The organism is Pauljensenia sp. UMB6358, from assembly GCF_030216865.1.
In the GTDB taxonomy this organism is placed as follows: domain Bacteria; phylum Actinomycetota; class Actinomycetes; order Actinomycetales; family Actinomycetaceae; genus Pauljensenia; species Pauljensenia turicensis_A.
The window spans coordinates 57,050-70,372 of sequence record NZ_JASOMS010000010.1 but is presented as its reverse complement, the minus strand read 5'-3'; the positions used below and the strand labels follow the sequence as shown (position 1 = coordinate 70,372).

Annotated in this window: 11 protein-coding genes; 4 read left to right on the top strand and 7 right to left on the bottom strand. The window is 53.8% G+C overall.

All coding sequences use genetic code 11. From position 1 onward, the window contains the following. Positions 1 to 860, top strand: an 860-nt coding sequence (locus QP381_RS07630) for a glucosaminidase domain-containing protein (protein ID WP_285068274.1), incomplete at its 5' end; no start/stop codon positions are given. 58 nt (positions 861 to 918) lie between these two features. On the opposite strand, the gene QP381_RS07625 is transcribed toward QP381_RS07630, so the two are convergent. Both QP381_RS07625 and QP381_RS07620 read right to left on the bottom strand, forming a co-directional pair. Next, entirely contained in the window at positions 919 to 2,163 is a 1,245-nt protein-coding gene (locus QP381_RS07625; RefSeq protein WP_006681355.1) for a lipopolysaccharide biosynthesis protein, read from the bottom strand. A gap of 15 nt (positions 2,164 to 2,178) precedes the next feature. Further along, positions 2,179 to 3,054, bottom strand: coding sequence for a LicD family protein (locus QP381_RS07620; protein WP_006681356.1), 876 nt, complete (start codon positions 3,052 to 3,054; stop codon positions 2,179 to 2,181). A gap of 227 nt (positions 3,055 to 3,281) precedes the next feature. Here QP381_RS07620 and QP381_RS07615 point away from each other — a divergent pair, with 227 nt between their 5' ends. Then, positions 3,282 to 4,367: an acyltransferase family protein gene (locus tag QP381_RS07615; RefSeq protein ID WP_006681357.1), complete on the top strand. Its 1,086-nt coding sequence runs from the start codon at positions 3,282 to 3,284 to the stop codon at positions 4,365 to 4,367. A gap of 152 nt (positions 4,368 to 4,519) precedes the next feature. Here QP381_RS07615 and QP381_RS07610 read toward each other — a convergent pair whose 3' ends face one another. Then, the gene (locus QP381_RS07610) at positions 4,520 to 5,404 is read right to left on the bottom strand and encodes a glycosyltransferase family 2 protein (protein WP_006681358.1); all 885 of its coding nucleotides are present in this window, start codon (positions 5,402 to 5,404) and stop codon (positions 4,520 to 4,522) included. 218 nt (positions 5,405 to 5,622) lie between these two features. On the opposite strand from QP381_RS07610, the gene QP381_RS07605 reads away from it, so the two are divergent. After that, positions 5,623 to 6,459: an NAD-dependent epimerase/dehydratase family protein gene (locus tag QP381_RS07605; RefSeq protein WP_040318641.1), complete on the top strand. Its 837-nt coding sequence runs from the start codon at positions 5,623 to 5,625 to the stop codon at positions 6,457 to 6,459. Positions 6,460 to 6,524: 65 nt separating this feature from the next. Here the strand turns inward: QP381_RS07605 and QP381_RS07600 are convergent, their stop codons facing one another. The 3 genes from QP381_RS07600 to QP381_RS07590 form a co-directional block, all read right to left on the bottom strand. After that, a complete protein-coding gene (locus QP381_RS07600; RefSeq protein ID WP_179369807.1) occupies positions 6,525 to 7,451 on the bottom strand; it encodes a DMT family transporter in 927 nt (308 codons plus the stop codon). Between the two features lie 14 nt (positions 7,452 to 7,465). Continuing rightward, on the bottom strand, positions 7,466 to 9,259 hold the full coding sequence (locus QP381_RS07595) for an NTP transferase domain-containing protein (RefSeq protein ID WP_103631998.1): 1,794 nt from the start codon (positions 9,257 to 9,259) through the stop codon (positions 7,466 to 7,468). 168 nt (positions 9,260 to 9,427) lie between these two features. After that, positions 9,428 to 10,720 (bottom strand): nucleotide sugar dehydrogenase, encoded by a 1,293-nt coding sequence (locus tag QP381_RS07590; RefSeq protein WP_103631999.1) that lies wholly within the window; start codon positions 10,718 to 10,720, stop codon positions 9,428 to 9,430. A 122-nt stretch (positions 10,721 to 10,842) separates the two neighbouring features. On the opposite strand from QP381_RS07590, the gene QP381_RS07585 reads away from it, so the two are divergent. Continuing rightward, the gene (locus tag QP381_RS07585; protein WP_285068269.1) at positions 10,843 to 11,991 is read left to right on the top strand and encodes a hypothetical protein; all 1,149 of its coding nucleotides are present in this window, start codon (positions 10,843 to 10,845) and stop codon (positions 11,989 to 11,991) included. A gap of 66 nt (positions 11,992 to 12,057) precedes the next feature. On the opposite strand, the gene QP381_RS07580 is transcribed toward QP381_RS07585, so the two are convergent. Next, the gene (locus tag QP381_RS07580) at positions 12,058 to 13,287 is read right to left on the bottom strand and encodes a glycosyltransferase (protein ID WP_219585333.1); all 1,230 of its coding nucleotides are present in this window, start codon (positions 13,285 to 13,287) and stop codon (positions 12,058 to 12,060) included. Positions 13,288 to 13,323: the final 36 nt, after the last annotated feature.

Below are 13,323 nucleotides of genomic sequence, written 5' to 3'. Positions count from 1 at the left end.
TGGCCACCGGCTGGACCCTCGTCAACAACACCTGGTACCACTTCACCCAGAGCGGCGAAATGAAAACCGGCTGGGTCGACAACGGTGGCACGTGGTACTACCTCACCACCTCCGGAGCAATGGCAACCGGTTGGCGATCAGTGAACGGAACCTGGTATTACTTTGAAGCATCAGGCGCCATGAAAACCGGTTGGCTGGAAAACAACGGCACCTGGTACTACCTAGCCCCTTCAGGAGCAATGGTCACAGGCCAGCAGGACATTGATTCGGCCACCTACTACTTTGCCTCCGACGGAACGTGGTTTACTCCTACGCCGATCATGGGAGCCCCCCACACAAACCGTGCCACAACAATCCAAGCAATGCTGAACGCATACGCCCAATCGGGTCACTCCTATCCCTCGGGTGCACTCAGCATTGGGGGCGCTCCCACCGCTTTAGACTTCTTCTCGATCCTCTATGACGAGGCAATAGCCGAAGGCATCAACCCGGAAGTTGTCTTTGCCCAGTCCATGCTAGAAACCGCGTGGCTCTCATTCGGTGGCGACGTCAAGATCCAACAGTTCAACTTCGCAGGACTTGCCGCAACAGGTAACGGAGCACAAGGCAACGGCTTCCCCGACGTGCGCACCGGTCTGCGGGCACAAGTCCAGCACCTACGCGCATACGCTGACCCACATGCAACTGAATCTAGTCTTGCCTACCCCTTGGTAGATCAACGGTTCGCCTACGTTTTAAGGGGAAGCGCGCCCATCGTTGAATACCTCGGCATTCAAGAAAATCCCCAACACCGCGGGTGGGCGACCGCCAAAAACTACGGGTTCCACATCGTTGCCCTGATGAAGCGGTCTTTCAGCTAAAAAGTGAACAGAGTGTACCCCGCGTTGGGATTGAAGTTGTTTCGGCTCTCACATACGACTACTGTTCGACGGCTTTCTTATCCCTGTTCGCCACCAGTACGAGTCCGAAGATCATGGAGAGCACGGTCATCGCTATCCCATAGGCAATCGAAGCACCCATAATCTGATAACGCGGGATCAGAATGGGAACAAGAGCTGCAATCGTCAACGCTGACACGGCGTACCCTACAAAGACCAGCTTCTGCTGGCGCATCGTCGTAATCGCGTAATAGAGAATCACACTGGCAGAGTTCATGGCTCCACCAAAGACAAGAACGATCAGCTCCGTTCGATATGGAGCAATATCTTTACCGAAAACAAGATTGAGAATCGGAACACCAATAAAGTAGGTCACAATCGCAACCGCGACAAATGCGCCCGCTGTAGCGGTAAGCCCGCGACGCACGATCCCAACAAATCCTGACCAGTTGTGGCGAACCCAATGATGAGCCATCTGTGTCAGAAGTGGTCTAAAGACAACCAATGCCAGCAAATTGATTGCTACCGCAGGCATGTAAAGAATTGCGAAAATACCCTGTTCTGTCAGGCCCAAGTAACGGTCAATACCGAAACGTGGAGCATTCGCAAGATACATGGAAATAAACGATGCAAGAGCAAGCGGTAGACAATCAATGAGGAGAGCAGAAATCTCGCGTTTTGTCCATAGCGGTTTGAAAGCAAAAAGTCGCACGCTCTGAGGAACAAATAGAACGATCATCGCTACGAGCGACGCAACCAAAGTTGCAATTACTGTTATCCAAAGGTTCTGCGTAATGACAAGCCCGGCGCTAAATACAGCTGTAGTGACAAAAGTACGCCAGAACCCTGCTGCACCAGCAATATCCAGATGGCCACTACGTTGAAGCTCGCAGTAGTAAACATCTTCGAACGCATCAAAGACGCGGATCGAGGCAACCAGGATCATGAGCATCACAGCGGAGAGCCCATCGCCACTCACAACCGCGTATCCTGCAATGCCAATAATCATTGCACCGACGGTCAAGATTCTAGTTGCATGATAGGTGCCGAAAGTAAACTTCCCCGACGCATCTGTCACATGGTACGTGCGTACTTCAAACATTCCCAGCGTCTGGAATTGTTGACCGACCGCAATTGCTAACGAATATAAGCCGGCAATCTCAATACCGAGAACACGAGTGACAACGATCAACATGACTACCGTCGCAGCAGACTGCATCAGAGAATATGCAGTATTCCAAAAGTAGTCACGTTTGAGAGAACTACTGGCACTGGCGTCCGACATGGACTCGTCCTTCTCTCAGGCGAGGCTTTCGTAGGGACCGAAATCGATTTCTACCGGCTTATGGTTACGGCGCTTCTCTTCCGGTGGCATCTGCATGTAGTCGCCGTACGAACGTGTCAGAACCGCGTCGTACTCGCGCTGGAGTTTGACCGTAATGTCTTCAAACGGAACATCCAGAGCTGGGAAGAGCTCCTCGCGAGTCACTGTCCAGTTCCACGGATCACGCATCGAAAAGTCAGCGTAGATCCCTGTATCAACCGATTCGAAACGACGAGCAGCCTTATCCCACTTGTTCTGCAACATTTGTGGGGTTACACGGAATAAACGCATAGCCCAATGAGCAAGCGAGGTTGCACTGTGGATCGCAAAACGCTTGAAGCCGTGTGTGTCAATCAAGTAGGGAGTCGGGGTTCCCTGTACGTAGAGCAGACGACCCCACACCCATGTTCTGCGACTCATTGCTTTAACCGCTGCAGGATCATCGCCCGGAACATTATCGAGAGGGAGTAGATCGATTGCTAGGCGCATCCGGTACTTCGAGTCCTTGCCAAACTCAGGAATGAAGACAGTTCCATCCAGCCCAAGTTTGGTAAACATGAAGGGATATTCTGGCACCGTACGCGTATTGTCGAAACGATAGTCTTTCGACATAATCTTCGGCGCCTCGGCAAGGAAACGCTCGTAATCGGCACGAGTCATAAGCACGTCAACATCATCGTCCCACGGGATGAACCCCTGATGCCGCACAGCCCCAATAGATGTTCCACCGTAGACCGTGTACTCGACCCCAAGCTCGCGACAGGCTTGATCAAAATCCTTCAGAATCTTTAGGAGAACTGCCTGAATCTTCGCAAGTTGCTCCGGATCTGAAAATGCATCAGGCGTTGCCATACGTTGTCCTTAAACTCGAGCATCATTCCAACTTGATCGTTACCCGATTATCGCACAGGAGAGTATTTCAGCCGAGAAACACATCGTGCTTCAACAATGATCCCAGACTCGTTACGCCACAAGAATTCACATGCACATCCACGTTGTTCACCGCTGTCGTAGGTTGCACACGAGAAACAAGAGTCGATCAAGGGGAGCCAGATATGCGTCCATTACACTAAGTGACCATGCATCTGCCCCAACCATATACGCGAGATCTTGGCTCTCGCGATAACGCCCTCAACCTCCTGCGATTAGCCCTTGCGTTTCTGGTTGTGTTTTCTCACGCCCAGATTCTGGCAGGTGTTGGAGATGGTGTTGTCTGGCAGGGACAACACCTGGGTAGCTGGGCAGTCGTTGGTTTCTTTGGTATTTCCGGCTTTCTTATCACGGGCGCACGAACTCGAAGTAATGGCGCACACTATTTGATGAATCGCATTACTCGCATCTATCCCGGATTCTTGCTGTCCCTCGTTGCGGTTGCTTTCATCTTCGCACCGATTGCCTATTACGTTGAAAAGCACTCGTTCGACGGGTTCTTCGCAACTCCGACTACGCCACTCCACTACATTTACTCGAATATCTTCCTTTTAATTAATCACTACGATGTCTCGGGCACTCTTGCATCGGTGCCTTATCCGTCGGCTTGGAATGGTTCCCTCTGGAGTTTGTACTACGAGTTCTGGTGTTACATCATCATCGGTGTCTTCCTGTCATGGGCGTTCACAAAGAACCACGTGTGGCCAACAATCCTGCTATTCCTCGTGTCGGTAGCAATTCACGCGAGAATCGGTTGGTTCCTTCCCTACGTTGGAAATAGTGGCGATTTTCAGCTACTCATCTTTATGCTCCCGTACTTCCTTGGGGGCGCGATTATCTTCCAGCTAGGCGATAAGTTGCCAATGAGATGGGAGTACGCTTTTGTTTCCCTCATCCTTGCGCTTGCGTGTATCTACGGTTCGGACGGTTTCGGTAAGCAAGCAGCATCACCATTTATGGCCTACGTGATCCTCTGGCTGGGAGCTGTTCTCCCCTCTCCGAAACTCATTCAGGTTCATGACATCTCGTACGGCGTGTATATTTTCCACTTCCCCGTCCTTCAGCTTCTTATCCTGTTCGGCGTTCACACGATGGGGTTCTGGTTCCTTTTAATGGTTGCCACGTTCATCACTGTCATCTTGGCGACAGCGAGCTGGTTGGGTGTTGAACGTGCAACGATGCGTTGGGTTCGCGGAAAATCCCCCTGGGGAGAGCTCTCCTTAGCTGCTCGTTAGTAAGCCTCAGCAAACAAGGCTTTTCGCTACAGAGAACTCACTTCCCTCATTTCCGCCATTGCCTTCCAACGAAGTGATAGCCATTCACTGAAAGAGGTTGGTGGGCGCTTTTCAGAAGCACCCACCAACCTCTTTCAGTGTGCTCTGACACACTACGAAATCACATGCTTCAGAAGTTGCGAGACAGCCGCGTTATCCTTCTGCTTCAAGGCTTGGGGAAGCAAAGTCAGAGCATGTGCTCTCGACGTTGAATGAATACGCGCAGCACGTGCAGCGCGCCTCCAGCCATTCTTCAATACGAGCTTCTCGGCAATCGCAAAGTAATCGCGTTCTCCTTGGAAACGACGGCCATCAAAAAGTGCAGTCGACGATGCAGATTCAGCGTGACGACGGTATGCAAAACATACATAGGGATCGAAGAGCAGAGAGCCTCCAGCCACGATGACATCCATGACAAGCGCAAGATCCTGAATAATCGGGAAACCCGGACGGAACTGCGTTGTTTCAAAAACCTCACGCTTGAAGACGAGCGAAGGCCAGTACAACCAATCGGCTCGCAACAGCGATACGGCAAGATCCTCACCGGACAACAGACGAGGCCGCTGCGCATCAGGTCGCAGTAGGGACTTAACCCGGTCGACAACAGGAGTGACCGCAGAGCTGCTCTCATCAATGATTCGAACTCCCGGCTGGATAATGGATGCAGAGGGAAATTCAGAGTGAAGCTTCAAGATTCGTTCGACGAAGTCGCGTTCTGGAACATCATCGCATCCAAGCAACATAATGAGCTCCGCCGAGGCAAGTTCAACGCAGTGCTCATAGTTCTGAGTGATGCCCAGATTGTTTTCATTGCGAATATAAGTCACGCGCTCGTCATCAAGGTGCGAGAAGTACTCGCCCACCTGCGGATCTGGGTAGCAGTCATCAACAACCGTCAACTTCCATCCGCCCACGCTTTGGTTACGAACGGCCTCTACTGTTTCAAAGAGGTACGACGGTTCGCCCCAAAACGGCAACATAATGTCGAGGGTATGCATAGCTCAATCTCTCAGATTCTTCGGGGGAAGGTAGACAACGGGTCTGGCTTCTACCTTTCAGATAACTCCATCTTAGTTGCTCGATTATTATCTCGGCAGAACCTACAGGGAACGCCAAGATAGTGCGCGAACCCTCACCTATATTTTTCAGCTCACGGTGTCTGATTTAGCTCGTTTTATACGAGGTAATGGCAAAGCCAACTGATACCATCACACCTATGCGAAAGACTGTTCTCGTTACTGGTGCCGGTGGCTATATTGGTCGCCATGTCGTCGACGCTCTGCTGAAGCATGACGTCAATGTTTCTGTCGTGGATTTGAAGTTTGACGGAATCGATGAACGCGCTAAACGCCTGAACGTCAATATCTTTTCAGGCGACGCTGACATCTACGAGCAGCTAGGCAAGCCCGATGTTGTGCTTCACATGGCCTGGAGGGACGGTTTCAAGCACAATTCTCAGGCGCATGTGGACGATTTGGCTTCCCACTACCACTTCATCTCACATCTTCTTGAAGGTGGGTTGTCTCAGATTGCAGTGATGGGCTCAATGCATGAGGTCGGATATTGGGAAGGTGCTATTGATGCTGACACCCCCTGCCACCCCGCGTCCCTCTATGGAGTAGCAAAGAATGCTCTGCGTGATCTCACCGCTATTCGCGCTTCTCAAACTGGCTCATTGATGCAATGGATCCGTGGCTACTACATCGTCGGCGATGACAAATTCGGTAATTCCATTTTCAGCAAGCTTCTTCAGGCTGATGAAGAAGGCAAGACATCTTTCCCCTTCACCATGGGAAAGAATCTGTACGATTTCATTTCCGTTGATGGTCTAGCGCAACAGATCGCCGCGATCGTGACGCAGGATGAGTACACGGGCATCATTAACGCGTGCTCGGGTCAACCGATCTCATTGGCTGACCGCGTTGAGGCATACATCAAGGAAAACAATCTTTCTTTGACACTCGAGTACGGCGCCTTCCCCGATCGTCCTTATGACTCCCCCGGCGTTTGGGGCGATCCAACGATCATCAACCAGATCATGGCAAAGAACTGACTTCGCGTTCATATAGGTGTGGCCTCCCTACAGACAGGGAGGCCACACCTTTTTTGACCAGGATCCTATGTGAACTGCGAACGCAGTTCCTTCCAGTTCGGCGTAGCAGCCAGAACCGTACCCACCAAGATAACCACACAGCACACGATCTGTAGGACGCTGGGAACGGTCCCTTGCAAAAGGAATGCGAAGATCACCGCCCACGCAGAGTAAGAGATGTTCAGTGCCATCCCTCGCGAGGCGCCGACTGTGTCGATGGCCTTGTAGTAGAAGAGATACGAAGCCGTTCCGGCGATTGCGGCAATCGCGATCACACCAGTTCCCGCCGTCGGGATTGCACGGAGGGTAAACCCGACGACCCCAGCGATCGGAGCAACAACAATGACATACACGAGCGCCGATGTTGTTTCACGAATATGGAGGGCAGTCTCGTTGTCAACGGCATCGTCACGCATTCCCCACGCGAGAATGACAGCTTCGGAGCCCCAACCAAAAACACAGGCAAGAGCGGCAATGACGCCAAGGACAGGGTTGCCCTCGGTAACCGTCTGCGTGGACGAATAGCCGATCATCACAATGGCTCCAAGAGCTACGAGCAAAGCAATAATCTGCTTGGGGCTCATACGTTCTTTCAGGAATACGAACGCCAGAACGGTACCCACGGCCGGGTAGAAGGTGGAAATGATGGCCGTAAAGCCCGGCCCGATGTGATTGATCGCAATCAGGTACCCGGTCATACCGAACGGACCACCCAGCAATGCGCCGAGCATGACGGCTCGACCCGATCGAGTCTTCACCGCAGCTAAAGAGTCACGTAGACGACCTCTCAGGCCCATATAAACAAGCAGGACCAGGGCGGCCGTCACATCGTGCAGTAGCGCTGATGAAAGCGATGATTCTGACGCATCGAGGAACGGGACAAAGACTAGTGCGAGAGCCAGGATCGATGTGTCCAAGCCCCAGAGAGCACCCGAAAAAATACCCCACTTCATTGCGTGTCTCCTCTTCAATTATCCAGCTCGGCGTTCTCGTACGCAGCAAGTAATTCGTTGAGCTTTCCGGTTGCGTGCGAGTAGTAGATGTACAGCCATTCACCGACGTTGTCGCCCTCTGCTTCCTTTACGAGGGACCAGATGTACCAACACCACCCGGCAAAGACAACGTATGACCAGAAGTGACGCTGTTCGGTTGGGGTGGGTGTTCGGCCAAAATAGTATTCGAGGGCTTGGGTAGCAAGCTCATCGGTGAGATCGGTCGCGCAGACGACCATTGTCCCGAAGTCAGCAGCGATATCGGACATCCCCGCGTATTCCCAGTCGATCAGGTCAAGATGCCCGTTCTGAGAAACAAGGAAGTTCAGGTTGAAGAAATCGTTGTGGCTGGGACCCAGCGGGAAGTTGTCCGCATCGGCGTGTGTCTTCAGCCGAAGGACCTTGGTGCGAAGCTCCTCATATCCAGGTACGTCGATGGGACCAAACTGTTTCAGAATCTCTTCGTATCGCAGACCTTCAGTGACGAAGTCAAAGTTGCGCGTGAGAGTCTTCCCGCTGTCATGTAGGCGTCGGGACATCTGCATCGCGCGACGAAGCTCGTCGGGATTCGTCACGTCAAGGTTGCGACAATCGGGGATAAAGCGAGAGATCTTCCATCCTTGAATCGGGTTGGAAGCAAGGAATGTCGAGTCTAGTTCCAGTTCACTCGCCAGATTCAGTGCTTCGCTTTCGGCTTGTCGGTCCACGATCTTGTCAGTTCCCAGGCCCGGATGGCGATAGACATACTCTTTGTCTCCCACAGCAAAGTGGCATGACAGATTAGTAATTCCCTGCTTGAGGGGGTAGACATCCTGGATATCATTCACATCGCAGTTCAATGTTGCCGTGATGTTGTCAAAAATCTCGGAGTCAACGTTCTCCATGAAGAACGGGTCAAAAGAGCGAAGTTCATCAAGAGAATCAAATTCGTTAATCAGGCCAGCAGGGTATGTGCGCATGACCATCGAGAACTGCTTGATATTGTCGACATAGATCTGTTCCCAGAGCTTCGGGGCGGTTTCTGGAAGGTGATAAACGCGCTCGAGGATCTCCACAAACGTGGCTGAGAATTCACGATCGAAGTAGACGTGGCCAAGCATGATCCACGCGTCATGTCCGCCAACTTCAACGCCGGTAATGCGACCGCCAGCGCCGGTTGTCAGACACCACTCATCGGTCTCACCTTCAACATACTGGGCAGAGTAGTAGGCGCGGTAAACGTGGGATTCGAAAGGATTCTCGGTGAAGTAATCGTCGGACGAACAGACGTAGGTATTGGCCAGTTTGTCGCGTACCAGCCACAGCGAACCATTGTTGTTTCGCGTGGCGTATTCGGAGTTCACAACGATTTTCACGCCGTATTTTTCGACGAGGTAGAAGAAGTATTCCTTCTTGTAACCGACAACAACGGTGATGTCTGTAATTCCGGCTTCGTGGAGCTGCTCGATCTGGCGTTCGATCAGAACCTCTCCGTGAACACGCAGGGTCCCCTTCGGTCGTTCATAGGAGATGGGGGCAAAACGTGATGAGAGACCTGCTGCCATAATGACTGCGTTATCGACAGCATATGGCGCGAGAGCTTCCAGGCCAGCGTCAGTGATCTGACGGGCCGCAAGATACCCGCTCGCTTCAAGCTCACGAACAGCCGAGTTCACACGTCCTAGTGACATACCCGTTATTGCTTGGATCTCACGCTGAGTGAGCGTTTCTTCGTTACAGTTCACTGCGTAAAGAACATCGAATTGCGCATGTGACAGTGGTGCAGACATCAGCCATCCGTTCAAGAATTGTTTTCCGAGACTCACGTTCAAACATAAGCCTTGTGTAAATAATTATGAACATACAGCGTGGTGATGTCACGCATTTTTGCGTATTTCACATATTTTCAATCGACTTCAACGAAGCAAATACGTGCACTTCATCGACTTTCTGGCACGTTATTCACCAATAACGACGCGTGGCACCCCCGCCCACAACTCGGGTGAGGTCACGCGACGCCCATCGAGTAGCAGACGAATTCCTGGGCAATCCGCTGGGGTGAGCGTGCGGTACAGTGCATGATCGGCCTGAACAATGGCACAGTCGCACACATCAGCCCCCAGATGATACGGCTCCCAACCGAAGCCTCGTAACTCATCGTCTGAGTACATCGGATCATGAACGGCGACGTTTGCCCCGCGAGCGCGCAGAGCCTCAACCGTGGCGAACACGCCGGAGAACGCCGTCTCTTTCACTCCCCCACGGTACGAGGCACCTAGAACCGCAACTCGTAGCCCCGCTAGCGAACCCAGCACGGACTCCGCGCGAGACACAACGTATTCCGGCATCGTCGCGTTGTAGGAACGCGCAGTGCGCACGATCGATGCATCCGGGTCGGTCGACAGGTAGAGACGCGGGTAGACGGGAATACAGTGTCCTCCCACTGCGATCCCCGGACGGTGGATATGCGAGTAGGGCTGGGAATTGCACGCGTCGATCACTCGCTCAACATCAATCCCCACCTTGTCCGCATAGACTGCAAACTGGTTGGCCAAGCCAATGTTGACATCGCGGTAGGTAGTTTCAGCGAGTTTCGCCATCTCTGCAGCCTCGGCGCTTCCCATATCCCAGACTCCGTTGGGGGAAGGCAGGTCAGCGCGCTCATCGAAGTCGAGAACCGCTTCATAAAAAGCAATGCCCGCCGCTGTTCCCGCATCGTTCAGCCCACCAACCAGCTTCGGGTATTTACGCAGGTCAGCAAAGACTCGTCCGGTCAGCACGCGTTCGGGTGAGAAGACGAGATGGAAGTCTTGCTTTTCCTTCAATCCCGAAATCGACTCGATCATTGGCTTCCACCGGTTGCGGGTGGTACCCACGGGCAGCGTGGTCTCATAGGAAATAAGTGTGTTCGGAGTGAGATGCGTGGCCAGCGAGCGCGTCGCATCATCCATCCACCCGAAATCCGGCTCCCACGTCTTGTCATTAACGAAAAGCGGAACGACAAGGACAACAGCGTCAGCGCCGGGAATCGCTTCTTCATACGACGTTGTCGCACGCAAGCCCCCTGAAGCAACAACGTCGCGCACGTATTCATCAAGGTGCGCTTCACCTGGGAAAGGTTCGACACCCTTATTCACCAGGTCAACGGTCGTTTCATTCACGTCGACGCCGATGACGTCATGCCCTTTCATCGCATACTGCACGGCCAGTGGCAGTCCAATTTTTCCGAGGGCAACAACAGCGATACGCACGGGTACTCCTTCAGGGCTCTGTTCGCCATCAAGTATGCGCTGAAGAAGCCGTGACTCTCTTGATTCACGCGCGGAGCGCCGGTATCCGTGGGCGCACACAGCAGATAGATAGAATGAATTCCATGTCACGTCCCCAGATTCTGGTCCTCTCATTTTCTCCGCTTATGCGCGATGCCCGCGTACTGCGTCAGCTCAGCGTCGTTGCTGAGTTTGGTGACATCACGACCTGCGGATACGGTCCTGCGACGCCCTATTCCACGCATCATGTTGAAATCCCAGCAGGCGCGGCCTCGTTGCCCCAGACTCCCCTGGGAGTTGCGTGCTTGGCACTTCATTGCCACCGCGCATCGGACTTGGCAGCCCCCGGCACGCGCGCAGTCATTGACGACTTACGGGCACGTCACTTCGACGCAGTGATCGCCAACGATGCGCGCGCACTTCCGCTTGCGTACGAGGCCGCCCAGTCTGCACCGATCTGGGCTGACCTGCACGAGTGGGCACCTGAAGAGCGCACCCACGTTGCAGCGTGGAGGATCCTTATTGCGCCGTGGATCGATTCGGTCTGTGAGCGTTATCTTCCCAGGGTCGCGAATGCGACGACGGTTGGCACCGAAATTATGAAGCTCTACGAGCGCCGTTATGGTGTTCGCCCGCAGCTCATGCGTAATGCCGCTCCTTTCGCGGACCTCACGCCATCAACTACTCCTACACACGGGCCACTACGCATCGTCCATTCGGGTGCGGCAGTGCCCGGGCGTAGCCTCGAAACAACGATCGACGCAGCCCTGGCTACGGACGGCGATTTCAGCCTTGACCTGTACGTGGTGCCCGGTGGGGATAAGGGCGCTTATCTCAAAGAATTGAAGGCGCGAGCATCCGGTTCGGACCTCGTTCGTTTCCACGATCCTGTCGCTCCCGCTGACCTGCCGGCCACCCTGAACGCCTACGACATTGGTGCATTCTGGATGCCACCGGTGACAACAAACGCACGCCTCACGCTACCCAATAAGTTCTTCGACTTTGTGCAGGCACGTCTTGCCCTGGCAATTGGGCCGAGCATTGAAATGACCGCTTTACTCGAAAAACACGAACTGGGCGTCATCTCCGCCGGGTACGAGGTTCCTCAAATCGTTGATTCCCTGCGCCAGCTGACACCAGAAGTGGTTGACCAATTCAAACAGGCTTCGCACACCGCCGCACCCGAGCTCTGCTTTGAGAAGGAAGCTGAAGTCGCACGCGGAATCATGCGCGACATGTTGGGATGTTCTTAACGAATAGTTCGCTCCCACATCAGCACATTGAGTCGCAGGTTCCCCGAAGTGACCCCCTGTTGAAACTCAGCGTGAAGATTGAGCCACTTCCAGCACGATTGCGGTAGCTCGCGCAGATGAGACCGCAACCGATCGGTGTTCTACAACCCAGCGATGAAGGCGCGCACGATCACAGCGCGGATCATTGTCATCAAGAGTTGACAGCTCAACCATCGCATCACACACCGCATCGACATCTACATCAACTGCGCACCCCAGGTTTGCTTCCGCCACGTCGAGTGCAGCCTGCCCGGGACCAGCAAAAATAACAGGAGTTCCCGCTGAAAGGGACGATAAAATCTTCGTCGGATACGCGTAGTCGTAGGCGCCGGGCTTCATTGAGGCAAGCGACGCAGTGGCGAGCGCGTACCAGCGTTGGGCTTCCTCGGCGCTGACAGTTGGGTGGAATTCAATTCCAGCAATCCCGCGAGCGCGATCGCGCAACTGCGCCCACGCACTCCCCTGCCCTAAATAAATGAGGCGCGCCTCCGGAAGCTTCTCCTTCACCTTTTCGAACGCATCGATAAAGATCTCCGGAGCGAGCCACTGGGCGACTGTGCCCGCGTAGAGGAAGACGGGGCCTGAAGTTTGGGGGAATCCTTCGGGGACGAGGCCACGATCCCCGCTCAATTTGCCGTCGCTTGTTTCATCGCGGGTCGTATCAATGCCATTGGGGACGACGACTGCTTCCCGACCTGAAATGGCCTGGACTCGATCCGCGACACCCTGGGATACGGCGATGACTGCCGTTGCTCGCTTCATTGCGGTTCGTTCCATCCACGTCACCGCGTCAACGACAAGTCCAGTGGTTCCTTGGGCGCGCGCCGCGTCCGACACGATATCCGCCGCAAAGTAAATGTGAGGAATACGCCGTATACCGCATGCCATAGCGGTAACAAGACCGGTGGTCGGTGGCGGTTCGTTGACCACTGCATCTGGGCGTTTCGCCGTTAGCAGGCGGAAAAAGAGCGGAACGTCGAAAGATATATAGGGAACGTATCCGCGTACTGCTCCCGTTGCGTCACGAAGAACCGGCCAGCGCCTGACGTCGATATCGTTCATCCACGATGGGAGTGGGAGGCTCCGCAGTGATTTTTCGGGTTTTGAGGTGAAAACACTCACCTGAGCCCCGCGCGCATGCAGGGCACGAGCGAGAGCACTCAAGCGAAGTGCCGCGGCAGCTGGATCAGGCGTAAAAGTACGGGTCGCAATAACGACACGAGCCTTTGATCGCGATGGTGAGCGTCGTCGTTTCACTCTTTAAGTGTGCAGCACTCTCCCCTGATACTCCAA

Bases quoted from the DNA above. Each gene is read 5' to 3' on its own strand.
- QP381_RS07605 (WP_040318641.1), top strand. From the start codon at position 5,623: ATGCGAAAGACTGTTCTCGTTACTGGTGCCGGTGGCTATATTGGTCGC.
- QP381_RS07595 (WP_103631998.1), bottom strand. From the start codon at position 9,259: ATGTCTGCACCACTGTCACATGCGCAATTCGATGTTCTTTACGCAGTG.
- QP381_RS07600 (WP_179369807.1), bottom strand. From the start codon at position 7,451: ATGAAGTGGGGTATTTTTTCGGGTGCTCTCTGGGGCTTGGACACATCG.
- QP381_RS07585 (WP_285068269.1), top strand. From the start codon at position 10,843: ATGTCACGTCCCCAGATTCTGGTCCTCTCATTTTCTCCGCTTATGCGC.
- QP381_RS07625 (WP_006681355.1), bottom strand. From the start codon at position 2,163: ATGTCGGACGCCAGTGCCAGTAGTTCTCTCAAACGTGACTACTTTTGG.
- QP381_RS07610 (WP_006681358.1), bottom strand. From the start codon at position 5,404: ATGCATACCCTCGACATTATGTTGCCGTTTTGGGGCGAACCGTCGTAC.
- QP381_RS07615 (WP_006681357.1), top strand. From the start codon at position 3,282: ATGCATCTGCCCCAACCATATACGCGAGATCTTGGCTCTCGCGATAAC.
- QP381_RS07620 (WP_006681356.1), bottom strand. From the start codon at position 3,054: ATGGCAACGCCTGATGCATTTTCAGATCCGGAGCAACTTGCGAAGATT.